Origin of the sequence: Collinsella sp. AM24-1 (assembly GCF_003470325.1) — a bacterium.
Taxonomy (GTDB): domain Bacteria; phylum Actinomycetota; class Coriobacteriia; order Coriobacteriales; family Coriobacteriaceae; genus Collinsella.
The window spans coordinates 1-24,791 of sequence record NZ_QRHM01000010.1 but is presented as its reverse complement, the minus strand read 5'-3'; the positions used below and the strand labels follow the sequence as shown (position 1 = coordinate 24,791).

The window sequence follows — 24,791 nt, the reverse complement described above, 5'->3', positions numbered from 1 at the left end:
CTTTCAGTTACACGCGGCGACGCTTCTTGGGGCGGCAGCCGTTGTGCGGGATGGGGGTCTTGTCCTGGATGCTCGAGACCTCGAGGCCAGCAGCCTGGAGGGAGCGGATGGCGGTCTCACGACCGGAGCCGGGGCCCTTGACGAAGACGGAAACCTTCTTCATACCGTGCTCCATGGCCTGCTTGGCAGCAGCCTCGGCAGCCATCTGGGCAGCGAACGGCGTGGACTTACGGGAGCCCTTGAAGCCCACCTGGCCAGCCGACTTCCAGGAAATGACGTTGCCCTGGGGATCGGTGATCGAAACGATCGTGTTGTTGAACGTAGAACGAATGTGAGCCTGGCCCACGGAAATGTTCTTACGGTCCGCGCGCTTCAGACGGGCAGCGCGAACGTTCTTCTTAGCAGTAGCCATCTATCTAGCGCTCCTTATTTCTTCTTCTTAGCACCGATCTGACGCTTCGGGCCCTTGCGGGTACGAGCGTTAGTGTGGGTGCGCTGGCCGCGGACCGGGAGGCCCTTGCGGTGACGAAGGCCGCGGTTGCAGCCGATGTCCATAAGGCGCTTGACGTTCTGGTTGCGCTCACGGCGGAGGTCACCCTCAACCATGATCTGGTTCTTATCGATATAATCGCGGATGGCGTTAACCTCATCCTCGGTGAGGTCCTTAACGCGCGTATCCACGTTAACGTTGCACTCGACGCAGATCTTCGTCGCAGTGGTGCGGCCGATGCCGTAAATGTAGGTCAGACCGATCTCAACGCGCTTCTCACGCGGGAGGTCGACACCATTAATACGGGCCAACGTAGTCTCCTCTCTTAACCCTGACGCTGCTTATGACGGGGGTTCTCGCAAATGACGAGGACCTTGCCATGGCGCCTAATGATTTTGCACTTATCGCACATCTTCTTGACCGAAGGACGTACCTTCATCGTTCTTCCTTTCGGTAGCGCTCAAACTACTTCCCTACTATCTACTCGCCCAGCCGCAGGCGTTTAAAACTATGGCTGGTCTTCACACACAATCCGACCGTAGGTTGAGCTAAGCCTGCAGCCGGAAATGGAGTGCGTGTATGCGTGCCGCTATTTGTAGCGATAGGTGATGCGGCCGCGGGTCAGGTCGTACGGGGAAAGCTCCACGACAACCCTGTCACCGGGGAGAATACGGATGTAATTCATTCGGATCTTGCCAGAAATGTTGCACAGAACCGAATGACCGTTCTCGAGCTCGACCTTAAACATGGCGTTGGGCAGCGGTTCCTTTACCGTACCCTCGAGCTCAATTGCGTCTTCCTTCTTCACAAGCAATCATCTTTCTCTAGAAAACGACAGCGATTGAGTATTCTACAATACGCATGCACGTATCGTAGTATCTTCGTAATGGCTCCACAACTAAGCGGAACTTGTTACATTTGAGAAATGTAAAACAAAGCCGTTCCCTGATGCCCAAGATCGCCTTGAAATGAGAAGGCATAGACCTTGGGGTCATGCCTTCGAAATTGAAAGGCGAGGTTGGGCATCAGGGGGCGGCGACTTTTACATTTCACCGCCTTGCAAGGAACACCAAGCACCCTGGGCATCCGTGGTGAGAATCACCGGACCGTCATTGGTAATGGCGACGGTGTTCTCGTAGTGTGCGGCGGGCAGGTGGTCGTTGGTCGTAACAATCCAACCGTCGGAGCCCGTGCTCACATGGTTGGAACCCATCGTAACCATCGGCTCGATGGCAATGACCATGCCGGCCTGGAGGCGAACGCCCCTCCCCTTCTTTCCATAGTTAGGAACGTTGGGGTCCTCGTGCATCACGCGGCCAATGCCATGGCCCACATAGTCACGAAGCACGCCGTAACCGTGAGACTCGGCGAGGGACTGAACGGCGTAACCAACATCCCCGATATGGTTACCGGGAACAGCCTGCTCGATGGCAGCCTTAAGGCAATCGCGCGTGACCTCGCACAGGGCCTTGGCCTCGGGCGTGGGTGTGCCGACAAAAAACGTCCAAGCGTTATCGCCAACCCAACCGTCGACAACGGCTCCCGTATCGATGGAGATGATATCGCCATCGCGCAGGATCATGTCGGGGTTGGGAATACCGTGGACCACGGCATCGTTAATCGATGCGCAAATGGTACCGGGGAACCCGCCGTAACCCTTAAAGGCCGGGGTGCCGCCATGCATACGGATAATCTGCTCCGCGAGCTGATCGAGCTCAAAGGTCGAAACACCAGGGCGCACCATGGCTCCAACGTGGCGGAGCGCCATCTTAGATAGCGCTCCTGCCTTCTTCATCTGCTCGATTTGCGTTGCAGACTTAATCTTGATCATAGACCAAGAGCCTCTTTGACATCCCCGTACACGGTCTCGCGAGCCTGGTCACCGTTGACCGACTTGAGCAGACCCTGGCCACGATAGTAGTCGACGAGCGGGCTCGTGGACTTCTCGTAGACGTCGAGACGGTTCTTGATGGTCTCGGGCTTGTCGTCGTCGCGCTGATACATCTCGCCGGCGCACTTGGGGCAGGTAGCATCGGCAGCGGTGCCGGTGTAACCGCAGGCGCGGCAGGTGCGACGCGAAGACAGACGATCGATGATGACCTCGGGGGCCACGTCGACCAGAAGGGCGCAGTCGATCTCGCGACCCATGGCGGAGAGCTCGGAATCGAGCGTCACAGCCTGGGCGGTGTTGCGCGGGAAGCCGTCGAGGATGAAGCCCTGCTGGGCGTCATCGGCAGCAAGGCGCTCCTTGACAAGGTCGATCACGAGCTGGTCGGGAACGAGCTCGCCAGCGTCCATGTACTTCTTAGCCTGAATACCAAGCTCGGTGCCACCCTTGACGGCAGCACGCAGCAGGTCGCCCGTGGAAATGTGAGCGACGCCAAACTCGGCGACGAGCTCCTGTGCGACGGTGCCCTTACCGGCACCCGGAGCTCCGAGCAATACGAGGTTCATGAGCAATCCTCCTCTAGCCTATTTAAAGAATCCATCGTAATCATACATCTTGATCTGGCCTTCGAGCTTATCGACCGTGTCGAGCACGACGCCGACCATGATGAGGATGGACGTGCCGCCAAATGCCTGGATCAGATGGTTACCCGTGAAGGAGAAGATGATCGAAGGCACGATGGCGATGAGCGCCAAAAAGACAGCGCTGGGAAGCGTGATCTTGTTGAGCGCGTTCTTGATGTAGGCCGCGGTAGCCCTACCCGGACGGACGCCCGGAATAAAGCCGCCCTGCTTCTTAAGGTTGTCGGCCGTGTCATCGGGGTTGAACACCATGGAGGTGTAGAAGTACGCGAAGAACACGATGAGGACAACATTAAGCACCCAGTTGAGCCAACCGGTCGAAAGCGCAGAGGCAACTGCCTGAATCCAGCCGATGCCGGGGAAGAACACGGCAATCTGAGCCGGGAAGTACAGCAGCGCCGAAGCGAAGATGATCGGCACGACACCCGCGGTATTGACCTTGATGGGCAGGTAGGTGGTCTGGCCACCCATCATGCGACGGCCCACGACGCGCTTAGCGTAGGAGACCGGGATGCGGCGCTGGCCGCGCTCAAGAAAAACAATCAGCGGGATAACCAGCAGGATGATGGCGCAGATGATCACCATGGTGATGATGCCACCGGCATTACCCTCGGTGCTGGAGAAGATCGCCTGCGGCAGGCCGGCCATGATGTTCGCAAAGATGATCAGGGACATGCCATTGCCGATACCGCGCTGGGTGATGAGCTCACCAATCCACATGATCAGCATAGCGCCCGCAGTGAGCGTGCCGACGATCATGAGGTCGAAGATGATCTCGGGAGCGCCGGCGCCATGAAAGCTGATGCCGAAGCTCTTAAAGAGGAAGAGGTAACCCACGGAGTTGAGGATTGCCAGAGCCAGGGTGAGGTAACGCGAATACTGCGTAATCTTGGTCTGACCGACCTCGCCCTCGCGGGCAAGCTCATGCAGGGAAGGCACAACGGCCTGGAGCATCTGGAGGATGATTGAGCTGGTGATGTAAGGCATGATGCCCAGCGAAAACACCGACACATAGCTCAACGCGCCGCCAGAGAAAAGATTCAGGAGGGCCATAGCACCTGCGGCGACCGAATTGTTATCGGTCGAGAAAAGGCCCAGCATCCCCTGGAAGGGAATGCCGGGCACAGGAACGTGCGCACCAATGCGGTACACGACGAGCATAGCTATGGTAAAAAGAATCTTTTCGCGCAATTCTTTGATGCGGAAAGCATTCTTAAGACCATTTAGCACGGCAGCTCGACCTTTCCGCCGGCGGCCTCGATCTTGGCCTGCGCAGAAGCGCTTACCTTGTCGACCTTGACCGTGAACTTCTTGGTGAGCTCACCATTGCCGAGCACCTTGACGGGCTCGAACTCGCTCTTGGTGATGCGAGCGGCCTTAAGAGCGGCACCGTCGATCACAGCGCCATCCTCGAACTTACGCTCGAGACGCTCAACGTTAACAGCGGTGTACTCGATACGACGGGGGTTGCGGAAGCCCGGAAGCTTGGGCAGGCGCATAGCCAGCGGAGTCTGGCCACCCTCGAAGCCGGCACCCTTGGTGCCGCCAGAGCGGGAACCCTGGCCCTTCTGGCCGCGGCCAGAAGTGGTGCCGTGACCCGAAGAATTGCCACGGCCGACGCGCTTGCGGTTCTTGGTGGAACCGGGCGCGGGAGTAAGATCGTGAAGCTGCATTTGCTACTCCTCTACAATCTCGACAAGGTGCTTGACCTTGAAGATCATGCCGCGGACGGACTCGTTGTCAGCAATCTCGCGAACCTCGCGGATCCTGTGGAGACCGAGGGCACGGACAGTACGGACCTGGTCCTGCTTGCAACCGTTGGTGCTGCGGACCTGCTTGATCTTGATGGTGTCAGCCATGCTTAGTTCTCCTTACCGACGAACATCTCGGAGACCGTCAGGCCACGGCGAGCCGCGACGTCCTCAGGGCTGGAGAGCTCCTTGAGGCCCTCGACGGCAGCCTTGATGATGTTGAGGCCGTTGTCGGTACCGAGGGACTTGGACAGGACGTTCTTGATGCCAGCAAGCTCGAAGAGGGGACGCACAGCGCCGCCGGCGATAACGCCGGTACCCTCGACAGCGGGCTTGATGATGATGCGGCCGGCACCAAAGTGGCCGAGAACCTCGTGCGGGATGGTGCCCTGCTCGGTCACCGGCACGTGGAACATGTTCTTCTTGGCATCGAGAGACGCCTTGGAGATGGCCAGGGGCACCTCAGCGGACTTGCCCATGCCAACGCCGACGTTGCCCTTGCCGTCGCCAACGACGACGAGAGCGACGAGGCTCATGCGACGACCACCCTTGACGGTCTTCGACACGCGGTTGATGTAAACGACGCGCTCCTCGAACTCGGAGGCCTCGCGCTGCTGCTTCTGATTACGAGCCATGTGCTACATACCTCCTAGAACTCGAGACCGGCGGCACGAGCACCGTCGGCGAGGGCCTTGACGCGGCCATGGTAGATACGGCCACCGCGATCGAAGGCGACCTTGGTGATGCCGGCCTCGATGGCGCGCTTGCCAACGAGCTGACCGACCTTCTCCGCAGCCTCCTTGTTCGAGGTGTGGGTGCCCTTGAACTCGGCCTCGAGGGTCGAGGCAGAGACGAGCGTCAGGCTGGAGCCCTTGCTGTCGTCGATGATCTGGGCATAGATGTTGGCGTTAGTACGGGTCACGCGAAGACGCGGACGCTCGGAGGTACCCGAGACCTTGCCGCGAACACGACGCTGACGACGCTTGAGGCCTTCCAGCTTCGCCTTATGCTTGTTCATACGTAAACTCCTAAAAAGGTTGATCTTGCCAGCACCTGACGGGGTGCTGGTCTTATGCGAGTGAGTCGGTTACGACTACTTGGCGGCCTTACCCAGCTTGCGGCGGATGTGCTCGCCAACGTAGTGGATACCCTTGCCCTTGTAAGGCTCGGGAGGACGATGGCCGCGGATCTCAGCGGCGATCTGACCGACCTGCTGCTTGTTGATACCCTTGACGTTCACGTGGGTGTTGTCGGGAACCTCGAAGGTGATGCCCTCGGGAGCCTCGACGATCACGGGGTGCGAGAAGCCCAGGGAGAACTCGAGGTTCTTGCCCTTCTGCTGCACGCGGTAACCGACGCCGGCGAGCTCGAGCTTCTTCTCGAAGCCCTCGGAAACGCCAACAACCATGTTGTGGATGAGGGCACGGGTGAGGCCGTGGCGGGCACGGGTCTCACGCTCGTCGTCGGGACGGGAAACGGTGAGGACGTTGTCCTCGATGTTGATAGCGAGCTTCTCAAAGACATCGAGCTCGAGCTGGCCCTTGGGGCCCTTGACGACAACGTTGTTGCCGTTGACTGCCACTTCGACTCCGGCGGGAATCTGGACAGGCTTATTACCGATACGAGACACGGTGATCTCCTTTCCTTCTACCTACCGAGCGAATTACCAGACGTAAGCGATGATCTCGCCGCCGACGTTGTGCTTGCGAGCATCGCGGTCGGTCATGACGCCATGGCTGGTGGAAATAATGGCGGTACCAAGGCCACCGCGGACGCGGGGCATGTCGGCAACGCCGGTGTACTTACGCAGGCCCGGCTTGGAAATGCGGCGGATGCCGTTGATGACCTTAGCCTTCTTGGGACCATACTTAAGCGTGATGTGCAGAGTCTTCTGGGGAACGGTGTCCTCGACATCGTAGCCCTCGATGTAGCCCTCCTCGTGCAGAACACGAGCGATCTCGACGAGCTTCTTGCTGCTCGGCATGGAGACCGTGGCCTTGTTCACAGAGTTAGCGTTACGGATGCGCGTAAGCATATCTGCGATCGGGTCTGTAAGGTTCATACAGATTCTCCTTCGTTCTTGATGAACACGTGCTCTTGGTTCTTCGCCGCCCTTAACGGCAAAGCCTTTTTAGCGCGTTTTCCCTGTTCCAAACTGATGCTTGAAACGCTGGTAGTGACTTACCAGCTGGCCTTCTTAACGCCGGGAAGCTCGCCCTTGAGTGCAAGCTCGCGGAAGCAGACACGGCACAGGCCGAACTTGCGGTACACAGAGTGCGGACGGCCGCAGCGCTGGCAGCGCGTGTACTCACGAGTAGAGAACTTCTGCTTGCGATTGCACTTGACGATCATCGATGTCTTAGCCACTTATATCCTCCTCACATAGAGTATTGTTCGCCCCAAGCGCCGCCCCCTTTGTGGGAACGGCGCTTATAGGGCAGGTGAACCTATTTCTTGAACGGGAAACCGAAGGCGTCCAGAAGGGCCTTGGCCTCCTCATCGGTGTTGGCGGTGGTCACGAAAGTGATGTCCATACCACGCTGGTGATCGACGGAGTCGAAGTCGATCTCGGGGAAGATGAGCTGCTCGGTGACGCCCATGGAGAAGTTACCACGGCCGTCGAAGCTCTTGGCGGAGATGCCGCGGAAGTCGCGGATACGGGGGATCGCGACGGAGGTCAGACGATCGAAGAACTCCCACATACGGTCGCCACGCAGGGTAACCTTGCAGCCGATCGGCATACCAGCGCGCAGGCGGAAGGTAGCGATGGACTTGCGGGCACGGGTGATCATCGGCTGCTGGCCGGTGATGGCGCGCAGGTCGCGCACGGCACCGTCGATGGCCTTGGAATCGGTAGCGGCCTCGCCGACACCCATGTTCACGACGATCTTCTCAAACTTGGGGATCATCATGACGTTCTCGTACTGGAACTTGTCCTGAAGCTGCTGCTTGACCTCGTTGTTGTACTTGGTCTTCAGACGCGGCACATACTTCTCTTCTGCCATTGTTCACTCCTTCTTGGGGTTTTAAGCACGGGGCGTGGCCACGATGGGTTGTCCTCGTGCCTCCTGGCTGCATCCGCGCCGCTCATGGCATTTCGCGGTTTGGACTCGACGCAGCAGGAGCCGACAAAACAATCGGTACTATACGCGCATCGGGAGCGTATTTCCAGAAAAACCTCGTCTGCCTGCACAACTCCACAACTCCCCCGCACAAATTGATCCCTAGGGCACGGAGGAAAACAGCAGTTGCGGTGAAATAGGGACCGTTTGGCGGCCTAACAGGCTTAAACAGTCCGTATTCCACCGCAACTTATTGATGGGGATGCGACTAGCGCTTGCGGGGGACGAGTTTGGTGCGGCGCAGGTGGATCATCTCGGCGGCGATGGAGATGGCAATCTCCTCGGGATCCTCGGCCTCGATGGCAACGCCGATCGGCAGGTGCAGCTCGTCGATCTGGTCCTGCGTAAAGCCCTCCTGCTCCAAACGGGCGCGCACAAAGGCCGTCTTGCGGCGCGAGCCCAAGCAGCCCAGATAGGCGGGTTTAGCGCGCATGGCCTGAATCACCACGTCGATATCGGACTTGTGGCCTGCTGTGGCCACGACCACCAAGTCGCGCGGGCCGATGGGGCACTGCTTGCTCAGGTTCTTGTAATCGACCAGGCGACGATCGTAGACACCGGGCACCCATTCGGGCGTCAGCGTGCCGGGGCGGTCATCGCACGCCACAACGGCAAAGCCCGCCGCCGTGAGTACGCGCGCCGTCGCAGCGCCCACGTGTCCGCAGCCAAAGATGTAGGTCAGGCCCTCGGGGCAGAGCGTCTCGATGTGCGCCGGGGGAATCTCGGAGGCGGCGTTGGTGTAGGTGACCTTACTCCCCTCCTCCACCAGCGAAAGCTCGGGGCAGCCCGCAATGGTATGGCGCGATGCCCCGCCATGGTACTCGGCCACATCGCCCTCGAGCGCGTTTGCGATAAACGGTTCAAAGTCGATGACGAAGTCGCCGATGCGTCGATACGCCAAGACGTCGGCAACCGACTGGAACAACAGCACCTGCGATACATCCAGGTGCAGATAGCACAGGCAGATGGCTCCGCCGCAGATCATGCCGGTATCGGAGTTCTCGCCGCCCATGGTGTAGCGGACCAGACGCGATTGCCCTGCGGCCAGCAGCTCGCGCGCCTCGTTCAGCGCAAAGAGCTCGATCTTGCCGCCGCCGATGGTACCTGCTTGGCTGCCATCGGCAAAGACGGCCATCCAGGCGCCCACGCCGCGCGGCGATGACCCTGCCGTGCCGGCAACTACCACCAGCTCGCACGTCTTACCGGCCTTCAGAGCGCCAAGCGCAGCATTCACCACATCGAGCTTTTCCATTGCAATTTCCTATCCCTGGAATACACCGGTGAGCATGGCGAGCGCCTCGAGCACGCCGCCGCCGACCGACGTCGCCTTGTCCGAAATATAGTTGATATAGCTGGCATCGCCGCGCGGGTCGACGTCGGCACATTTAAAGCCCTCGGTCACCTGAACGCCGTCGGCCAAAAGGCCGCGCAAGCAGCCATCGATCTGCGTGCACATGGGCGTATCGCCCGCGTAGCCAATCACGTCTCCGGCGCTCACGATATCGCCGATCGCATGGTCGGACCTAAACACACCGGCAGCGGGGCTGTGGATAACACGTTCCTTGCCATAGCCGGCGATAATGCCCGGCACGCCCGTGTTAGGCTGGGGCGAACCTTGGGTAATGACACGGCCGAGAAAATGCCCGCGCATGGTCTCGACCACGGCGTCGCAGTCAACCGGCGCGGTAAAGCCCGGCCCCACGGCGATGACGGCGGGCGCCATGTCGCGCGTGGTGCCCAAGTTGCGCTTAGCCAAAATCGCGTCGACCACAGCCGCGGGTTTCAGCTCGCCGATCATCTTGGCCTGGGGGTCTACCACAACGGCGACGTCTCCAGCCTCGGCAATCGCAAGCGCCTCAGCCGGCGTCTGTGCCAAGCGAGCGCGAATGCCCTCGACCTGGACCTCGCCCAGGCGAATGGCCTCGCAAAAACTGATTGTGCGGCGGATGCACGTGGGAACCGCGATATCGGCCATGACAACCGACACGCCGGCGCGCACCAAACGGGCAGCGACACCCGTGGCGATATCGCCGGCGCCGCGAACATAAACGAGCATTCCCGGGGCACCTCCCTGTGCTACGGTTTGAGCAGAGCAAAAGCGGTTCGACCGCTACTCTGATGATTATTTATTATCACAGTATTATACGGCGGTGAACAGATGGAAACGGTTAGCGGCAATCTTGCCTCGGCGCTCAGGATCGAGCCGGGCATTACCGCGATTATCGGCAGCGGCGGCAAGTCGACCTTGCTCAAGACGCTGGGTCTTGAGCTCATGCGCGCTGGCGGCCGCGTGCTCCTCTGTACCACCACGCATATGCTTCCCGTTGCCGGCGTGCCATGGGACGGGTCGAATCGTCGCCTGGACGCCGCACCTTGGAAGCCAGGTGCCTTACACGCCCCCGGCTGCACCTGCGAGGCCTGCGCGGGCCTTGTGCGCGGAAGCATCTGCCAGGCAGGCGTCTTGGACCCGGAGACAGGCAAGCTCTCCGCCCCCGCTGAGCCGCTCGACCAGCTGGCGCAGCGCTTTGACTATGTGTTGGCCGAGGCAGATGGCAGCAAGCGACTCCCGCTCAAGGCGCATGCCGCCTGGGAGCCGGTAATTCCCGCCGCCACGGCAAACGTTGTCTGGGTCGTCGGCGCCTCAGGGCTGGGCAAGCCCGTCGCCAAGGTTGTCCACCGCCCCGAGCTCTTCTGCGAGCGCTGCGGCTGCGAGCCCACCGACGCTGCCACCCCAGAGCGCGTCGCCATGGTGCTCAATGCCGAGCTGCAGATGCTGAACCTCGACAATGCCCGCATCATGCTCAACCAAGTCGACACGCTTGCCGATCCAACGATGGCAGATTGCTTCGAGGCAGCCCTCGGCCGCCCCCTCATCGCCACCAGCCTCCAGGGGTAGCAAATTTGGGACGGGGCTCTTTTTGCTACCCCGTCCCAAAAAATCATCTCCCAAATTAGCTACCCCGGCGGTCTTCCCGTTAGCGGGGCACGTAGCGGCCGGGTTGGGCTCCGGTGGGCTCGCCGTCGCGCGCAGCCAGCACGCCGTTCACAAACACGGCCTTGGCGCGGCCGTGCGCCTCAAAGCCCTCGAGCGGCGTATAGTCCACAGCCTGATGCTGCGTCGCGGCGCTAATCGTCCAGCGCGCCTTGGGATCCCACACGCACACGTCGGCATCGGAGCCCTCGGCAAGACAGCCCTTGCGCGGATACATGCCAAAGACGCGCGCCGGGTTCTCGCTCATCAAGCGGCACAGATCCTCGGGGCCCAGCTGTCCCTCAAAACTCGTAGCGATCGCGACGGGGCGATGCTCCACACCGGGCCCGCCGTTGGGAATCGCGCGGAAGTCATCGCGCCCGCGGTCCTTTTGCCCGTGCAGGTTAAAGCTGCAGTGGTCGGTCGCAATCGTATCGATCTCGCCGGCCACAAGCGCCTCGCGCAGTGCCGCATGGTCGCCGGCATGGCGCAGCGGCGGGCTCATCACATACTTGGCGCCCGCAAAGCCGTCCTCGCCCTGCTCCAAGTAGCGCGTATCGTCGAGCATCAGATATTGAGGACAGGTCTCGACATAGATGTTCTTCTGCCCGCGCGCTTTGGCAGCGCGAATGGCCTCGAGCCCCAGCTTGGTCGAAAGATGCACCACGTTGACCGGTGCGTCGCCGGCTAGGTGCGCCAGATACAGCAGGCGGCTCACGGCCTCGGCCTCACACACGTCCGGACGGCTGAGCGCATGCCCCTCGGGCCCATGAATCCCCTGCTCGTACACGCGCTTCTGCAGCTCATTCACCAACGTGCCGTTCTCGCAATGCACGCAGAGCATGCCGCCCACGCGTTTGAGCTCCTCCAGCACCTCGAGCGTCTCGGCATCGTCCAAGCGCAGGTGGTCGTAGGCAAAGTAGGTCTTAAACGACGATACGCCCGCCTCGCGCATGGCCGAAAGATCGGCGCGGTTGCGCTCATTCCACTCGGCGAGTGCCATATGAAAAGCGTAGTTGGCCGTGCAGGTGCCGTCGGCGCGATGATGCCACTCGACCAAGGCATCGGGCATGGTCACGCCGCGATCGGCCGTCGCGTAGTCCACAATGGTCGTCGTGCCGCCGCAGGCAGCCGCGCGCGTGCCGGTCTCAAAGCTATCGGCTGTCCAATCCATGCCGGTCCAGCACTGCATGTGCGTGTGCCCATCGATAAAGCCCGGGAACACCCAGCAGCCCGCAGCATCCTCGACGGTATCGCCCTCGGCCGGCTCAATCGCCGCGGCAATCCGTACGATCTTATCGCCATCCATGGCAAGATCGGCGCGGCGAAGCCCCTGGGGCGTCACGAGTGCGCCGTTTTTGATGATAATCATAATTGCTCCTTATTGATTGATGCAGTTGGCCACGCGATCAAAATACGAGCAGGCGGCGATATGCTCCGTTATGCGTCGCTGTCCCTTGACGGTATCGACGTCCCACAGCTCGTAGGCACGCGCCTCGACCAGCACCACGTCGGTACGGTCCTTGAGGATCGAACCGCCGCCGTCCTTACCCTCAAGACACATAAGTGCATCGAACAGTTCCGCCGGAAAGAGCACCGGGCTCGAAGGCTCACCGTTGCACGCAAGACGCACCGGATACTTGCGGCCACGCTCATCAAACGCGCGAACCATGGCCTCAAAAGAATCCGAACTCACGAGCGGCTGGTCGCCCGGCAAAAAGAGGCAGCCTTTCCAGTTGCGATCGACCCCCCACGAAAGGCCCGCACGGACGCTTTCGCTCCTGAGCTTGCCATCGTGCAGCACATACGGGCAATGCTTGTCCTCGCAAATCTGGGCGACCTCGGGCCAACGCGTCGAAACCACAACGTCAAAGCCCCGGGGAACCGAATCGATGGTCCGGGCAATCAGCGGCTCGCCATAGATATCGGCAAGCATCTTGTTAGAGCCAAACCGCTTGCCCTCGCCCGAAGCCATAATCACGCAACCAAGTTTCATGGTGATACCTCCCCTGAAACCATCGTACCCATAACTCGCGCCGCGGGCATCCACATCGAAGGCGCTTATCCCGCACGCCCGCGATGCAAAAAAGGGGCACCCCGCCGGTTGGCAGAGCGCCCCCTTTACATGGCTTACCTCAACCCGGCTTTAGGCCTGGAACCAACGGGCGGTGTTGCGCTCGTCGAGGGCCTTGAGGGTAGCGGCGGGATCGGCAACCTTCTGCAGGAACATCATGGCTGCGATAGCGTACGGCTTGTAGCTGGCCTCCTTGTACATGCCCACGCGGTGCATGTCGAAGACGTCGGCGTTGACCTCGCCGTGCTCGCAGGAGACACCGGAGATGTCGGCAGGCAGCGGGTGCATAAAGATGGTGTCCTGACCGTTGGCAGTCTTCTCCATGAGCTCGGTCGTGGAGCACCAGTCCTGATGGGTGGCGTTCTGGGCGAGCAGCTCCTTCTCGAGCGCGGCGATGCCGGCGTCGTCGCCCTCGGCGTACAGGTTGGTGCGCTTCTCCATGGCGGCAAACGGAGCCCAGCTCTTGGGAATCACGATGTCGGCGCCCTCGAAGGCCTCGGCCATGGTGTTGACCTGCTTAAAGGTGGTGCCGGACTCGGCGGCATAGCCCTTTGCGCGCTCGACGACCTCGGGCATGAGGTCGTAGCCCTCGGGGTGAGCCAGGGTGACGTCCATGCCAAAGCGGGGCAGCAGGCTGATCAGCGACTGCGGGCAGGACAGCGGCTTGCCGTAAGAGGGCGAATAGGCCCAGGTGACGGCAACCTTCTTGCCCTTGAGGTTCTCAAGGCCGCCAAACTCGTTGATGAGGTAGAGCATGTCGGCAGAGGACTGCGTGGGGTGATCGGAGTCGGACTGCAAGGAGATGAGCGTGGGACGGTGATCCAGAACGCCGTCCTCGTAGGCCTGCTGGACAGACTCGGAGACCTCGGCCATGTAGGCGTCGCCCTTGCCGATGTACATGTCATCGCGGATGCCGATGACGTCGGCCATGAAGGAGATCATAGTAGCGGTCTCGCGGACGGTCTCGCCGTGAGCGATCTGGGACTTCTTCTCGTCCAGGTCCTGCAGCTCAAGGCCGAGCAGGTTGGCGGCCTTAGAGAAGGAGAAACGCGTACGGGTGGAGTTGTCGCGGAACAGGGAGACGGCCAGGCCCGAGTCGAAGATCTTGGACGAAACGTTGTTCTCACGCAGCTCGCGCAGGGCGTCGGCGACGATGTAGAGCGCCTTGAGCTCATCGGTGGTCTTGTCCCAGGTGTGCAGGAAATCGCTGCCGTACATGCCCTTAAAATCGAGGCCGTTCAGCTGCTCGACGAGCTCGGTAAACTTGGCGTCCATGTAAATATCCTTTCCAAAGATGAAACGATTGCAATGAGTAGATGTGCTCCGGCATGCGCGTGTGGCTAGAACATGCAGAGCGCTATGACGAGGACCCGCTACCGTTGAGGAAGCATGGGAGATAACGACTGCGGGCCCCAAGTCAACAGGAGGTGCCGGGGGCATAGGCTGTCCCCGGCTCAACAAAATCGAGGAATGGGACTAGTCGATCTTGTTGTTGGTCAGACCAGCGCGGAACACGGTGGCGTCGCCGTCGGCCTTGCTGGGATCGTAGAGGTTCAGAGCGGCAACATACATGGCGGCAGCGGTGACCAGGTCGTCCTTGTAGGTGACCTCGTTGGGAGCGTGAGCCTGAGACTCGGCACCCGGGCCAAAGCCCACGCAGGGGATGCCGTAGCGGCCCTGGATGGAAACGCAGTTCGTGGAGAAGGTCCACTTGTCGCACAGCGGACGACCGGTGCGCTTGTCCATGCTGGGCTCGCAGCCGATGCGCTCGTCACCGAACATGGCCTTGTGGGCGTCGACGAGGGCCTTGACGTGCGGAGCGGTCTCCTTGTTGATCCACGTGGGGAAGTAAGCCTCGGTCTCGTAGACCTCGCCGGTCCAGGACGGACGGTCGTACATGTACATGGAGACCTTCACGTCGTCGCCGTACTTCTTGGCGGCCGGCAGGTTGCGGATCTCGTCCAGGCAAGACTCCCAGGTCTCACCGGCGGTCATACGACGGTCGATGGAGATGGCGCAGGAATCGGCCACGGCGCAGCGGCTGGGGCTGGTGTAGAAGATCTGGCTGACGGTGCAGGTGCCGCGGCCCAGGAAGCGGGCATCCTCGTAGTGCTCGGGGTTGTACTTGGGATCGAGCATCTTGACGAGGCCCTTGATGTCGGTCGACTCGTCGCAACCGTTGTTGTTGAGGGCGCGGACGTCGGCGATGATGTCGGCCATCTTGTAAATGGCGTTATCGCCGCGGTCGGGAGCGGAGCCGTGGCAGGAGGTGCCGTGAACGTCGACGCGAATCTCCATGCGGCCGCGGTGACCGCGATAGATGCCGCCGTCGGTGGGCTCGGTGGAAATGACGAACTCGGGCTTAATGCCGTCCTTGTTGTAGATGTACTGCCAGCACATGCCGTCGCAGTCCTCTTCCTGGACGGTGCCGACGACCATGATCTTGTAGCCCTCGGGGATGAGGCCCATGTCCTTCATCATCTTGGCAGCGTAGGTAGCAGAAGCCATGCCACCCTCCTGATCGGAGCCGCCGCGGCCGTAGATGATCTCGTCGGTCTCGTAGCCCTCATAGGGATCGGCATCCCAGTTCTCGATGTTGCCGATGCCGACAGTGTCGATGTGGGAATCGATGGCGATGATCTTGTCGCCCTCGCCCATAAAGCCCATGACGTTGCCCAGGCCGTCAACCTTGACCTCGTCATAGCCAAGGCTCTCCATCTCGGCCTTGATGCAGGCGACAACCTCACCCTCCTCGCAGGACTCAGAGGGATGGCTAATCATTGCGCGAAGAAAACGCGTCATATCAGCACGGTGGGACTCAGCAGCAGCCTTGATAGCGTCGAAATCGAGTTCTTTAGCCATTGTTCATAACCTTTCAAACGAAGGAATCTACCTGTGAGGTGGCGGAGCGATACCTATTTACTCCGCCCAGTATTAGCAAGTGGGGTATTCGCCCTCCCAGACGATGCGGCGATACTGATCCGGATCGGTGTCGCCCTCGGTGGAGAAGCAGAGCACGGAGCTCGTCTTGTCCAGACCGATGAGCTCCTTGAGCTCGGCGTACTCGGGATCGAGCATGAGGGTCTCGACCAGGCCGGTGGTCACTGCGCCGGACTCGCCGGAGATGACGCGCGGGTCGCCCTTCTCGGGAGCGCCCAGGGTGCGCATGCCGCGAGCGGTAACCCAGTCGGGGCAGGACACGAAGGCGGTGGTGTGGTTGCGCAGGATATCCCAGCCCAGGATGTTGGGCTCGCCGCAGCACAGGCCGGCCATGATGGAGGGCATGTCGCCGTCCACGATGCGCGGATTGCCGTCGCCGGCGGCAGCGCCCTTGTACAGGCAGGCGGCAGGCGCGCACTCGACCACGACGAAGGTGGGCGGGTTATCGGGATACAGGTTGGTGAAGTAGCCCACCACAGCGCCGGCCAGCGAGCCCACGCCAGCCTGAACAAAGACGTGCGTCGGGCGGTTGATGGCCATCTCGCGCAGCTGCTCGGCAGCCTCGGAAGCCATGGTGCCGTAGCCCTCCATGATCCAGGACGGGATCTTCTCGTAGCCCTCCCAGGCGGTGTCCTGAACGATAACGCCGCGCTCGCAGGCATCGGCCTCGGCGGCGGCCATGCGCACGCACTCGTCGTAGTTGACCTCTTCGATGGTCACCGTGGCGCCCTCGGCGGCGATGTTATCGAAGCGGGGCTTGGTGGAACCCTTGGGCATGTGCACGACGGCCTTCTGGCCCAGCTTGTTGGCAGCCCATGCCACGCCGCGGCCATGGTTGCCGTCGGTGGCGGTAAAGAAGGTGGCCTGGCCAAAGTCCTTGGCAAGCTGATCGGAGGTCAGGTAATCGAAGGTGCACTCGGCAACGTCCTTGCCGGTCTCGTCGGCAATATAGTTGGCCATGGCAAACGAGCCGCCCAGGACCTTAAAGGCGTTGAGGCCAAAGCGATAGCTCTCGTCCTTAACGCACAGGTTGGACAGGCCCAGGCGCGCGGCCTGGCCGTCCAGGCGGGCAAGCGGAGTAACGGTGTACTGGGGGAACGACTGGTGGAAGGCGCGGGCCTTCTTCACGTGGTCGAGGCTCATGATTCCCAAGTGCTTATCATCGCTCTTGGGCATCGTGTTGCCCGCCCACTGGATCTTATCGGCCATACGGTGAACTCCTTAAGTCCTCTCTTGCCGGCCCCCGCATACGCGTTTCAGCCCGATCCCATTCACACGGCTGAACTTTTATGTGGATGCCAAACAAAAAGTTTGTTAGCACTGTTCTATCACACTTTTTGATTGGAAAACCTAACAAATTGTTTGTTGCCGTAATCGGTACCTTTTCGCCGCCGAACGGTCACATAACACAGCGACGCTTTCGTTATTTGCGAACAAGTGGGGTTTATGGCACAGTGAGCCCAAACTAATTTTTAGGAAGGCACCCATGACCCCCGCACAGATTGAGTTCTACAAGCGCCTTGCACACGGCCTGGCGCTCCAATTTGGCCCCAACTGCGAAGTCGTCGTCCACGACCTGGAGACCGAGGACGTGGACCGCTCCATCGTAGTGATCGAAAACGGCCACGTCAGCGGGCGCAAACTGGGTGACGGCCCCAGCCATATTGTGCTTGAATCCATGCACGAGGGCACCGCCGACGTGCACGACCGCGAGCCGTACCTCACCAAAACCGCCGATGGCAAGCTGCTCAAGTCCTCGACCATCTTTATCCGCAACGATGAGGGCAAGCCCGTCGGCATTTTGGGCATCAACTTTGACATTACGCTTATGAAGGCTTTTGAGCGTTCGCTCGACGCCTTTACCGGCACCGGCGGCACGGGCTACACCGAGCCCGAGCCCATTACCAAGAACATCGGCGACCTGCTCGAGGACCTGCTGCACGAGTGCGAACAGTTTGTGGGCAAGCCCGCGGCACTCATGACCAAAGACGAGCGCATTCGTGCCATTGGCTACCTCGACCGTCGCGGCGCCTTCCTCATTTCCAAGTCGAGCGAACGCGCCTGCGAGTTCTTTGGCATCTCCAAGTACAGCTTCTATAGCTACCTCAATGAGGCCAAGGCGGCGGCCGACGACAAGTAGGCACTCGCCTAGATTGCCCCTCCCCTTTTGGGCGCGAGTTCTGGAAAGCTCGAATCCAAGACCGAGCCGCTTGGGAAGTTCCATATAATCGATGTCATTAGTATTTCGAAAGGGTGGAACAGAATGGCGTTGAGCAAGGCATCATGCACCGGTCGCGGATTGATTCCGGCAATTGGTGGACATGTGCACCGCATGTTCGATGAGGGTGAAGACGACCTGTTTTCGCTGAGCCTTGACGACGTGATGGATGATCGCCCGTGGACCGCCGACGAACTCATGGGCGGCGGGGCTCGCCCGTCAAGCCCCAATCCCGCACTTGCGCCTAAGCCCGCATCTGCGCCGGCTCCTGCGCAGTCGCCTGTTTCGACGCCCGCGTCTGCGCCCACACCCACTTCGGCGCCCACGCCCACTCCCCGCCCCGCAAGCGACCCGTCCGAGACGGCGGCGTTTCTCGCTGCAGCGACGCAGGGCAAATCGGCCGACAGCACCGTTATGTACAGCGCCCGGCAGTTGCCTGTTCCTGCGGCACGCAAGCCTCCGGTCACAAGGCTCGATGAGCCCGTTGCCCATCAGGTTGCCTACGATTCCTGGGCTGCAGCCGATCTGGATGAGACCTCTACCGGCATGCCGGCGCTCGACGTTCCAGTTAATCCGCTTTTTGCCGCCAACACGAGCGCCGCGGGCTATGAGGGCGGTGCGGCATATTCCGATTATTCCGATGGCTATGCTGACGCCGGTCGCATCGAGACCGAGGATTATGGCACCACATCGAGCGATTATCTCAACGATCCGTACGCCGCCACGCCTGCACCGGAATATGACCCGGAGGCCGCGTCCGCACCGGCGTATACCAAAAGCACGGGCGAAGAGCGCTTCGCCGATTATTACGCCGAGGAAAAGTCTCTGCGTTTTTCGGAATTTCCGCAGGCAGTCAAGGTTGCCTTTATCGCCATTGTCATTGCCCTGCTCGGTGTCATTGCGTTTGAGGGATTCCGGCTGTTCTCCGGCCCCACCCAAGCGGAGTCGGAGACCCAGCAAAAAGAGGACGATAACGAGTACCTGGACATCAACACCCTCAAGGGCGACCCCAACGACGGAGACGACGAGTAGCGAGAGCTGAAGGCGGCCGCAGGATCCCGCATCCAGCACCGGCTTCTAAGTGCTGTTTTGTCATCCAGCTACACTTTTCCGGATAATTTGCCTATCGAATTAGACACTTTTTTTCCGAAGTTTTAAGGTGCCCATTTCGACACTTTTCCGTACTTTTACACGGCTGATTTCGACACTTTTCCGAATGAAAGCCGAATAATCACTTGGGAAACCAACGCCATCCGCGCGTCATTTCGCGGATGGCGTTGGTTTCTGTCCGTACACGTTGATAGACTTCCTCTTGCCTGCAAGGAGCGGGCGCGTTTTATCCAGAGTCGGGGTAGAGAGTTGGCTCCACGATCCCGACGCCAACCGGCCAAGAGTCACGGTGGCCCTGCCAACATCGATGAAAGGAGTCCGTATGGACAATTTCTCTGTGCGCAGCGAGCGCAACTTCCACAATCTGGTCGTCAAACCAAAAAGAATGCATCTTCTGGACAAGCCGAACGGCTATGCCTCGGCCATGGTCAAGAGTAGTCTCTCCCACCAGATGCGCTTTACGGTGCAGAAGCTCGAAGAAGAGCTCTGCGTTGCCGGCGACCCGCATGTGTTGCAAATCAAGCTGCTTGGAGACGACTCGCGTGAGCCGTCCAGCTGGAAGCTGTTTGCCGACGGCGTGTGTGTTGCAAGCGGCTCGGGTGACTTTGCCCGCGAGTGCTTCTACGAGGGAGCTGAGGTGTTTCTGGACCTGTGTCGCGACGCCGTACGCACGGCCGAGCTGTACTAGTGGAGCCAGAGGGAGTATGAGCTGTTGAGTGCGGCCCGCGGGATTGCGGGGGCGTAGGAACAGAAGCCTCATGATGGTGGCCTCGGCTGGAATGACGTATCGCTCGATAAATGATCTCAACAACGTAGCCGATGCGCCGCATTTCGCCTCAAAGGCATTGAGCGATCGGGCGGCGTCCAGCATTTCTTTGATATCCCCAATTGATTGTTCCGAGAAAGTCTCTTCATGCCCTCATAATCGCCCTTACGAGAAACTTGGACGAGACGGGCGTCCATACGCCGTCTCTAAACTAACGAGCCGTTCGCGGAAAGAACATCAGGCTAGCGTGGGCCAAAGATATACTGGTATCGTTGCAACAATTATGGAAGATCGGCATCGTCAATGACCTCCTTGAAATTCTCCAGGCGCTTCGCGCTTAGCCTGCTCGTCCCGCTGTCCGCCGCCGTAGCGCTAGCTTTGCCCTCAACCGCCCTCGCTGCGTCGGACCCGAACCCGCCCAGCATCTCCAACGTGACGTTATCCGCGACGACAGTCACGGCCGGCTCCACACTGCATGTCGGCTACGATGTGGACGACCCCGATGGGGTGCGGTCAGTCACGCCGATAGTCGAGGTCGTCGTCGATAGCGATGACGGGGACCAGGGCAACAGCTCCCGCCTCGCCTTCCGGTCGACCGGCGACACGACCGCGGGCTTCGATATCCCCACCTCCCCGAGCGACCGGCCCTGCAGGTACCGGATCATCGGCCTCGGCGTGACCGATAGCCTTGGATGGGTTACCGATGTCTACGACGCGGCGTATGCCGAGGAGAAGGGGCTCAACTCTCCGACCTTCGCCACCAGCCCCCTCGTCTATGAGGTGACCGAGGGGCCCGCGGACCAGAACCCGCCGACCGTGTCCTCCGTGTCGCTCTCGAGCAGGGAGGTCGCGACCGGCGCCGACTTCCACATCTCTTGGTCCGTCGCGGACCCGGACGGCGTTCGCTCCGTTTCCCCCATACTGCAGCGGGGCTGGGAGGATAAGGACGACGGCTGCTCCGTTTCGTCGGCCTATTATCACGGAGGCTCGTCTATCGACGGGTTCGACCTCACATTCGACAGCAATAGGATCGGAAGGCACAGGCTGATCGGCCTTTCGGTCACCGATGACCTAGGGTTCGAGACCGATGTGTACGAGAGTTCCTACGCCAGGGCCAACGGCATCTCGGGCGCGACTTTCTCGGTTGCCGACCCGAGCGAGCTGTGCTTCGAGGTGACCGGCAGCGCGATCGACCGGAACCCGCCCACGGTCTCGAACGTTTCCATCTCCGCGAAGAGAGTCCCTGTCGGCGGGCTCCTCCGCATCTATTGCAATGTAGGCGACGCGGACGGCGTGAAGTCTGTCTCCCCGATTCTCGGCGACCCCGGCTATGTCGAGGACCCGAACTCTGTAAAGGCCCGTAAAACGTTGAGCTGCAGCTACGATGCGGCAAGAGGCTATATCGAAATCGAGTTCCCCACGTCGCTCTCGATGGGCTCGTTTGAAATCCATGCCCTCGCGGTCCTCGACAAGGCGGGTCATGAGACCTTCGTCTACAGCTCCGCCTACGCCGAGCGTAACGGCAAGACCGGCGTCCGGACCTTTGATGTCGACGACGCGGAGGACGTCACCTTCGACGTGACCGCCCCGCTGTATGCCGCCACCAAGGGCAACGGGCAGGCATATGCAAAGGGCAACGAGGACGGTCTGACCTTCCGCTTCAGCGGTCCTCTCGATGAGTTCACGCGTCTCCTCGTGGACGGAAATGAGGCCTCCACTGAGAACTACACCGCAACCAAGGGCAGCACGATTATCGAGCTCAAGCCGGCCTACCTGGACACGCTTGCCGCCGGCGGACACACCGTCACGGCCGTCTGGAAGGACGGGACGGCGACCGATGCATCCTTCACCGTGGAGGGGAAGGCCCAAGGGGAGCAGGCGGGCGGCAAGACCGATGTAGATTCACCCGGCGACAACAAAAGTGATCCTGCCACTCCTGAAAAGGACGCCGACGAGGCGTCTACAAAAAGGTCGGGACACACGACAACCGATGAACCAAAGCTCGCCGTAACCGGCGACTCCGCTTGGATGGCCAGCATCGCATTAGCCATGGCGGCCACGGCCTGCTTCGCGGCAGCGAGAAGGCTTGAGCCCAAGCAGCATAGGCACGAACAGTAGCTCAAAGCGAACTCAACTGGGAAGGGCAGATGGATAGCCGTCCTTCTCTTGCAATCAACCCAATCCGCTGAAATGCAATCAGTTAACGAGTTTTGCCAGACGCTCGGTCTCTACCCCGCTCTGGCAAGCCACCTAGCAATGAGATAATGCCCACGGCGATCAACGCAAACAAGGAGCACGCTATGGCAGACAACGAGATCAAACCCTCAACGGACGGCGGCCGAGAGGAACTCGTGGCAAAACAGCTCGCATCGACCAAAATCCACCTCGCGCTCACCCAGGAGCGGGCGGACATCTCCGGCGCCATCAAGCTGCCGCTCGAGCGAATTCCCCAGCTCGGCGTGGCGTTCACCTCGCTCCCCTCGATGTTTCGCACCGTCACTAACACGGTGAGCGTACCCACGTTGCTCCAGGCGACTGACAAATTTGGCAACCCGCTCGATCCGTCGAAACTCAACTCATTCAAGGACGGCAGCGGTCTCACAGGGGGCTACCGCGACGCAGCCAAGGGCTTTGGACAGGCGCGCTTCCACGTAGTCGAGGGCGACATCGCCACGAGCGTCACTCAAGTGCCTTACGACCCGACGTCGTTGTTCATGGCAGCCGCAATCGCGCAGATAAACCAAAAGCTCGACTCCATCCAGGAGTCCGTCGACGAGATGTTCGAGTACATGCGTCAGCGCGACAAGGCCAACATGCGTGGCAACCTCAAGACGCTCGCAGACATCCTCAACGGTTACGGCCTCAACTACGGCAACGCCACCTACATGGCAAACGCCCATATGAAGGTGCTCGACATCAAACAGTCGTCCGCGCAGGACATGGAACTCTTCCGCTCGCAGGCGCAAGCGGATCTGAAAAAGAAAGGGTTCATCGAGGTGCGAGACGGCTTGGGCAGACGCCTCGACAAGGTGCTCGACTACCTCAAAGACTGCCAGCTCGCCACCTACATCCACGCGTTCTCACTGTTCCTCGAACCCATGCTCGCCCAGAACTTCGAGCCCGCAAAGCTCGCGGACGCCACCGCGAAGATCGAGGCCGATTCGATTGCGTATCGCGAGCTCTACACCGAGTGTTACGACGCCCTCGAGGCGGGAACTGCCGACACCGTCGATGCGGCACTGCTGGGCGGCATCGCGTCCGCGGGCAAATTGCTCGGTCACGCCATCGCAAAGACCCCCGTGGGCGAACATACGCTCATCGACGAGGCACTCGAGGGTGCAGGAGAGGACATCGGCAGATTCAACGACAGGCAATCCGAGAAACTCCTCGAAAAGCTCCATCGGGCAAAGACGCCTGACGTCGCACCGTTCAAGCAGAGCGTAATGGAAGTAGACACCCTCTACAACCGCCCCACGCAGATCGCCGTGGACGCCGAGAACGTCTACATCCTGCCTGCCAAGCGGCAGGAAGAGTAGCGATACGCGACAGGCCACGCGCCATGCAGACGGCCAACGCCGCCTATCTCCCCTCCGCCTTCAACCTCAGCTGCAGGTCGCCCAGCTCGGGGCACTTGCTGGAAAGGCGCGTCTGAGCTCGCTCGCCCATCCCCCACCGCTGGCGGATCTCCTGGGCGTGCGGGCTCACGTGATAGTCCCCCTCCATCATCTGCTTGAGCAGCTTGGCGGTCACGCGCACATCGGCTAGGGCACTGTGGGCATGGCCCGTCGACTCGTCGAACTCGATGCCAAACCACGCTGCCGCGTCACTCAAAGAGACGCACCCGTGGCTGCCCACGTCCATGATCGAGGTGTAAAACGCCTGCAGGTCGGACCAGTCCGTAGGAAATACGGAAAGATCGATTGCTTTGCCTGGCACTCGGTCAAGAGCTATCGACGATCCGCCTCGCTCCAGCAAACCACCTGGGCGGAGTAGCGACCAATCCAATCGCTGAGCCTTTTGATCACCGTGTAGAGCGGATCGGCCATCGCGGTGTCCACGGCCGATATCCCCGTAAGCTCGCGGACGGGAAACACAACGCCTTCGGTAAATTCCGTCTGCACAAACTGCGAGAACTCGCCCATAACGTTGCCGTGGTAATCGAGCTTGACAGCGCCGACCTCGATAATCTCATTGCGCCGGTGTCACGGCGCTGGCGCTGCCTTGGCACCGGCGCAAACTCAAAGTCCAGCACAATCTGGCGCGCAAAGTTCGTCGTATCGATAGCCGAGATACACGGCGTCTTTTCAGCTGACACGGTTAGGGCCTTTCTCCGTTGCCTGCCGCTTGGTTACATAAGCGGCTACATTGCCGTAAGGATAGGCGCCCGTGCGGACACAAAAGCGGGGTGCAATGCCATGCACCAGGCACGCGCCACACAGACGGACCCAAGGGATCCCGCCCGCTCTATTCGAATGCATGTGATAAAAATTGAGGCCCGGTGACTTGAATCAGCGGTCATCCCGGGCCCATCAGAGCTCACAGAGCTCTTGGTTGCTTTGGTCTTGCTCTTCACGGCGCTTATCGAACTTTCCGAGGCACTCAAGCAGCATTCGAAGCATGACAAGTCGCTGCCATTAAGGCACTGACCTCTTGACCAAGCAACGGCGCTGCCCAGCTCTTCACTACTTGGGCTGCCGTCGACTTTATTCTACCCGCCCAATTAAACTGAGACAAGCATCGGTAAATGGACTATACCGATATCGCAGGCCCCGAATTCTGAGCCTTGATTCTCATCTTCATTGCAACAGCCTCAGGACTCA

General features: G+C 60.4%; 30 protein-coding genes and 1 riboswitch. Of the genes, 6 read left to right on the top strand and 24 right to left on the bottom strand.

Features of this window, described 5'->3' with window-relative positions:
- Positions 1-7: 7 nt before the first annotated feature.
- From rpsK to yqeB, 17 genes are all read right to left on the bottom strand, one after another.
- The gene (gene rpsK / locus DW661_RS05405; protein WP_006235274.1) at positions 8-412 is read right to left on the bottom strand and encodes a 30S ribosomal protein S11; all 405 of its coding nucleotides are present in this window, start codon (positions 410-412) and stop codon (positions 8-10) included.
- Positions 413-426: 14 nt separating this feature from the next.
- Complete coding sequence (gene rpsM / locus DW661_RS05400; RefSeq protein ID WP_022094275.1) at positions 427-801, bottom strand: 30S ribosomal protein S13; 375 nt, start codon at positions 799-801, stop codon at positions 427-429.
- 14 nt (positions 802-815) lie between these two features.
- On the bottom strand, positions 816-929 hold the full coding sequence (gene rpmJ / locus DW661_RS05395) for a 50S ribosomal protein L36 (protein ID WP_006363204.1): 114 nt from the start codon (positions 927-929) through the stop codon (positions 816-818).
- 150 nt (positions 930-1,079) lie between these two features.
- Positions 1,080-1,298: a translation initiation factor IF-1 gene (infA, locus tag DW661_RS05390; RefSeq protein WP_035137443.1), complete on the bottom strand. Its 219-nt coding sequence runs from the start codon at positions 1,296-1,298 to the stop codon at positions 1,080-1,082.
- A 234-nt stretch (positions 1,299-1,532) separates the two neighbouring features.
- Positions 1,533-2,321, bottom strand: coding sequence for a type I methionyl aminopeptidase (gene map / locus DW661_RS05385; protein WP_006235270.1), 789 nt, complete (start codon positions 2,319-2,321; stop codon positions 1,533-1,535).
- Positions 2,318-2,944: an adenylate kinase gene (locus tag DW661_RS05380; RefSeq protein WP_055252238.1), complete on the bottom strand. Its 627-nt coding sequence runs from the start codon at positions 2,942-2,944 to the stop codon at positions 2,318-2,320. Before DW661_RS05380 ends, map begins: the two co-directional genes overlap by 4 nt.
- 18 nt (positions 2,945-2,962) lie before the next feature.
- Complete coding sequence (gene secY / locus DW661_RS05375; RefSeq protein ID WP_118934904.1) at positions 2,963-4,249, bottom strand: preprotein translocase subunit SecY; 1,287 nt, start codon at positions 4,247-4,249, stop codon at positions 2,963-2,965.
- Positions 4,243-4,692 (bottom strand): 50S ribosomal protein L15, encoded by a 450-nt coding sequence (gene rplO, locus DW661_RS05370; RefSeq protein WP_006235267.1) that lies wholly within the window; start codon positions 4,690-4,692, stop codon positions 4,243-4,245. Before rplO ends, secY begins: the two co-directional genes overlap by 7 nt.
- A 3-nt stretch (positions 4,693-4,695) precedes the next feature.
- Positions 4,696-4,878, bottom strand: a complete 183-nt coding sequence (rpmD, locus tag DW661_RS05365; protein ID WP_006235266.1) for a 50S ribosomal protein L30 — start codon at positions 4,876-4,878, stop codon at positions 4,696-4,698.
- A gap of 2 nt (positions 4,879-4,880) precedes the next feature.
- Entirely contained in the window at positions 4,881-5,405 is a 525-nt protein-coding gene (gene rpsE, locus DW661_RS05360; protein ID WP_055252236.1) for a 30S ribosomal protein S5, read from the bottom strand.
- Between the two features lie 14 nt (positions 5,406-5,419).
- On the bottom strand, positions 5,420-5,788 hold the full coding sequence (rplR, locus tag DW661_RS05355; RefSeq protein WP_006235264.1) for a 50S ribosomal protein L18: 369 nt from the start codon (positions 5,786-5,788) through the stop codon (positions 5,420-5,422).
- A gap of 75 nt (positions 5,789-5,863) precedes the next feature.
- Positions 5,864-6,400 carry a 50S ribosomal protein L6 gene (rplF, locus tag DW661_RS05350; RefSeq protein WP_117564182.1) on the bottom strand — a complete coding sequence of 179 codons (537 nt, stop codon included), beginning with the start codon at positions 6,398-6,400 and terminating at the stop codon, positions 5,864-5,866.
- Between the two features lie 33 nt (positions 6,401-6,433).
- Positions 6,434-6,832 (bottom strand): 30S ribosomal protein S8, encoded by a 399-nt coding sequence (gene rpsH / locus DW661_RS05345; protein WP_006235262.1) that lies wholly within the window; start codon positions 6,830-6,832, stop codon positions 6,434-6,436.
- A gap of 119 nt (positions 6,833-6,951) precedes the next feature.
- On the bottom strand, positions 6,952-7,137 hold the full coding sequence (locus DW661_RS05340; protein ID WP_022094280.1) for a type Z 30S ribosomal protein S14: 186 nt from the start codon (positions 7,135-7,137) through the stop codon (positions 6,952-6,954).
- An 80-nt stretch (positions 7,138-7,217) separates the two neighbouring features.
- The gene (gene rplE, locus DW661_RS05335; RefSeq protein WP_006235260.1) at positions 7,218-7,775 is read right to left on the bottom strand and encodes a 50S ribosomal protein L5; all 558 of its coding nucleotides are present in this window, start codon (positions 7,773-7,775) and stop codon (positions 7,218-7,220) included.
- Between the two features lie 325 nt (positions 7,776-8,100).
- Complete coding sequence (locus tag DW661_RS05330; RefSeq protein WP_117583041.1) at positions 8,101-9,144, bottom strand: XdhC family protein; 1,044 nt, start codon at positions 9,142-9,144, stop codon at positions 8,101-8,103.
- Positions 9,145-9,153: 9 nt separating this feature from the next.
- Entirely contained in the window at positions 9,154-9,948 is a 795-nt protein-coding gene (gene yqeB, locus DW661_RS05325) for a selenium-dependent molybdenum cofactor biosynthesis protein YqeB (protein ID WP_118934902.1), read from the bottom strand.
- A 102-nt stretch (positions 9,949-10,050) separates the two neighbouring features.
- Between yqeB and yqeC the strand changes: the two genes are divergently transcribed.
- Positions 10,051-10,788, top strand: coding sequence for a selenium cofactor biosynthesis protein YqeC (gene yqeC / locus DW661_RS05320; protein WP_118934900.1), 738 nt, complete (start codon positions 10,051-10,053; stop codon positions 10,786-10,788).
- A gap of 79 nt (positions 10,789-10,867) precedes the next feature.
- On the opposite strand, the gene hydA is transcribed toward yqeC, so the two are convergent.
- The 5 genes from hydA to dpaL all read right to left on the bottom strand — a co-directional run bounded on the left by hydA (position 10,868) and on the right by dpaL (position 17,086).
- Positions 10,868-12,235, bottom strand: coding sequence for a dihydropyrimidinase (hydA, locus tag DW661_RS05315; RefSeq protein WP_118934898.1), 1,368 nt, complete (start codon positions 12,233-12,235; stop codon positions 10,868-10,870).
- Positions 12,236-12,244: 9 nt separating this feature from the next.
- Positions 12,245-12,859, bottom strand: coding sequence for a nucleotidyltransferase family protein (locus DW661_RS05310; RefSeq protein ID WP_117655005.1), 615 nt, complete (start codon positions 12,857-12,859; stop codon positions 12,245-12,247).
- A gap of 150 nt (positions 12,860-13,009) precedes the next feature.
- A complete protein-coding gene (ygeW, locus tag DW661_RS05305) occupies positions 13,010-14,212 on the bottom strand; it encodes a knotted carbamoyltransferase YgeW (RefSeq protein WP_055252229.1) in 1,203 nt (400 codons plus the stop codon).
- A 201-nt stretch (positions 14,213-14,413) separates the two neighbouring features.
- Positions 14,414-15,799 carry a YgeY family selenium metabolism-linked hydrolase gene (locus tag DW661_RS05300; RefSeq protein WP_118450491.1) on the bottom strand — a complete coding sequence of 462 codons (1,386 nt, stop codon included), beginning with the start codon at positions 15,797-15,799 and terminating at the stop codon, positions 14,414-14,416.
- A 72-nt stretch (positions 15,800-15,871) separates the two neighbouring features.
- A complete protein-coding gene (gene dpaL, locus DW661_RS05295; protein ID WP_117797442.1) occupies positions 15,872-17,086 on the bottom strand; it encodes a diaminopropionate ammonia-lyase in 1,215 nt (404 codons plus the stop codon).
- A gap of 277 nt (positions 17,087-17,363) precedes the next feature.
- Between dpaL and DW661_RS05290 the strand changes: the two genes are divergently transcribed.
- The 5 genes from DW661_RS05290 to DW661_RS05270 all read left to right on the top strand — a co-directional run bounded on the left by DW661_RS05290 (position 17,364) and on the right by DW661_RS05270 (position 23,507).
- The gene (locus DW661_RS05290; RefSeq protein WP_117647522.1) at positions 17,364-18,017 is read left to right on the top strand and encodes a transcriptional regulator; all 654 of its coding nucleotides are present in this window, start codon (positions 17,364-17,366) and stop codon (positions 18,015-18,017) included.
- A 123-nt stretch (positions 18,018-18,140) separates the two neighbouring features.
- The gene (locus DW661_RS10235; RefSeq protein WP_118934896.1) at positions 18,141-19,127 is read left to right on the top strand and encodes a hypothetical protein; all 987 of its coding nucleotides are present in this window, start codon (positions 18,141-18,143) and stop codon (positions 19,125-19,127) included.
- 301 nt (positions 19,128-19,428) lie between these two features.
- Positions 19,429-19,519: riboswitch (SAM riboswitch) on the top strand.
- 8 nt (positions 19,520-19,527) lie between these two features.
- Entirely contained in the window at positions 19,528-19,893 is a 366-nt protein-coding gene (locus tag DW661_RS05280; RefSeq protein ID WP_118934894.1) for a hypothetical protein, read from the top strand.
- Between the two features lie 381 nt (positions 19,894-20,274).
- Complete coding sequence (locus tag DW661_RS05275) at positions 20,275-22,089, top strand: hypothetical protein (RefSeq protein ID WP_118934892.1); 1,815 nt, start codon at positions 20,275-20,277, stop codon at positions 22,087-22,089.
- 182 nt (positions 22,090-22,271) lie between these two features.
- A complete protein-coding gene (locus DW661_RS05270; RefSeq protein ID WP_118934891.1) occupies positions 22,272-23,507 on the top strand; it encodes a hypothetical protein in 1,236 nt (411 codons plus the stop codon).
- Positions 23,508-23,550: 43 nt separating this feature from the next.
- Here the strand turns inward: DW661_RS05270 and DW661_RS05265 are convergent, their stop codons facing one another.
- Together DW661_RS05265 and DW661_RS05260 are read right to left on the bottom strand one after the other, a co-directional pair.
- A complete protein-coding gene (locus DW661_RS05265) occupies positions 23,551-23,907 on the bottom strand; it encodes a hypothetical protein (RefSeq protein ID WP_118934889.1) in 357 nt (118 codons plus the stop codon).
- Between the two features lie 11 nt (positions 23,908-23,918).
- Complete coding sequence (locus DW661_RS05260; protein WP_118934886.1) at positions 23,919-24,113, bottom strand: hypothetical protein; 195 nt, start codon at positions 24,111-24,113, stop codon at positions 23,919-23,921.
- Positions 24,114-24,791 lie beyond the last annotated feature (678 nt).

What these genes read in the sequence shown, in the direction of transcription:
- rpsK (WP_006235274.1), bottom strand. Translation starts at nt 412, where the DNA reads ATGGCTACTGCTAAGAAGAACGTTCGCGCTGCCCGTCTGAAGCGCGCG.
- rpmJ (WP_006363204.1), bottom strand. Translation starts at nt 929, where the DNA reads ATGAAGGTACGTCCTTCGGTCAAGAAGATGTGCGATAAGTGCAAAATC.
- map (WP_006235270.1), bottom strand. Translation starts at nt 2,321, where the DNA reads ATGATCAAGATTAAGTCTGCAACGCAAATCGAGCAGATGAAGAAGGCA.
- DW661_RS05380 (WP_055252238.1), bottom strand. Translation starts at nt 2,944, where the DNA reads ATGAACCTCGTATTGCTCGGAGCTCCGGGTGCCGGTAAGGGCACCGTC.
- rplO (WP_006235267.1), bottom strand. Translation starts at nt 4,692, where the DNA reads ATGCAGCTTCACGATCTTACTCCCGCGCCCGGTTCCACCAAGAACCGC.
- rpmD (WP_006235266.1), bottom strand. Translation starts at nt 4,878, where the DNA reads ATGGCTGACACCATCAAGATCAAGCAGGTCCGCAGCACCAACGGTTGC.
- rpsE (WP_055252236.1), bottom strand. Translation starts at nt 5,405, where the DNA reads ATGGCTCGTAATCAGAAGCAGCAGCGCGAGGCCTCCGAGTTCGAGGAG.
- rplR (WP_006235264.1), bottom strand. Translation starts at nt 5,788, where the DNA reads ATGAACAAGCATAAGGCGAAGCTGGAAGGCCTCAAGCGTCGTCAGCGT.
- rpsH (WP_006235262.1), bottom strand. Translation starts at nt 6,832, where the DNA reads ATGAACCTTACAGACCCGATCGCAGATATGCTTACGCGCATCCGTAAC.
- rplE (WP_006235260.1), bottom strand. Translation starts at nt 7,775, where the DNA reads ATGGCAGAAGAGAAGTATGTGCCGCGTCTGAAGACCAAGTACAACAAC.
- DW661_RS05330 (WP_117583041.1), bottom strand. Translation starts at nt 9,144, where the DNA reads ATGGAAAAGCTCGATGTGGTGAATGCTGCGCTTGGCGCTCTGAAGGCC.
- yqeB (WP_118934902.1), bottom strand. Translation starts at nt 9,948, where the DNA reads ATGCTCGTTTATGTTCGCGGCGCCGGCGATATCGCCACGGGTGTCGCT.
- yqeC (WP_118934900.1), top strand. Translation starts at nt 10,051, where the DNA reads ATGGAAACGGTTAGCGGCAATCTTGCCTCGGCGCTCAGGATCGAGCCG.
- hydA (WP_118934898.1), bottom strand. Translation starts at nt 12,235, where the DNA reads ATGATTATCATCAAAAACGGCGCACTCGTGACGCCCCAGGGGCTTCGC.
- DW661_RS05310 (WP_117655005.1), bottom strand. Translation starts at nt 12,859, where the DNA reads ATGAAACTTGGTTGCGTGATTATGGCTTCGGGCGAGGGCAAGCGGTTT.
- ygeW (WP_055252229.1), bottom strand. Translation starts at nt 14,212, where the DNA reads ATGGACGCCAAGTTTACCGAGCTCGTCGAGCAGCTGAACGGCCTCGAT.
- DW661_RS05300 (WP_118450491.1), bottom strand. Translation starts at nt 15,799, where the DNA reads ATGGCTAAAGAACTCGATTTCGACGCTATCAAGGCTGCTGCTGAGTCC.
- dpaL (WP_117797442.1), bottom strand. Translation starts at nt 17,086, where the DNA reads ATGGCCGATAAGATCCAGTGGGCGGGCAACACGATGCCCAAGAGCGAT.
- DW661_RS05290 (WP_117647522.1), top strand. Translation starts at nt 17,364, where the DNA reads ATGACCCCCGCACAGATTGAGTTCTACAAGCGCCTTGCACACGGCCTG.
- DW661_RS10235 (WP_118934896.1), top strand. Translation starts at nt 18,141, where the DNA reads ATGGCGTTGAGCAAGGCATCATGCACCGGTCGCGGATTGATTCCGGCA.
- DW661_RS05280 (WP_118934894.1), top strand. Translation starts at nt 19,528, where the DNA reads ATGGACAATTTCTCTGTGCGCAGCGAGCGCAACTTCCACAATCTGGTC.
- DW661_RS05275 (WP_118934892.1), top strand. Translation starts at nt 20,275, where the DNA reads ATGACCTCCTTGAAATTCTCCAGGCGCTTCGCGCTTAGCCTGCTCGTC.
- DW661_RS05270 (WP_118934891.1), top strand. Translation starts at nt 22,272, where the DNA reads ATGGCAGACAACGAGATCAAACCCTCAACGGACGGCGGCCGAGAGGAA.
- DW661_RS05260 (WP_118934886.1), bottom strand. Translation starts at nt 24,113, where the DNA reads ATGGGCGAGTTCTCGCAGTTTGTGCAGACGGAATTTACCGAAGGCGTT.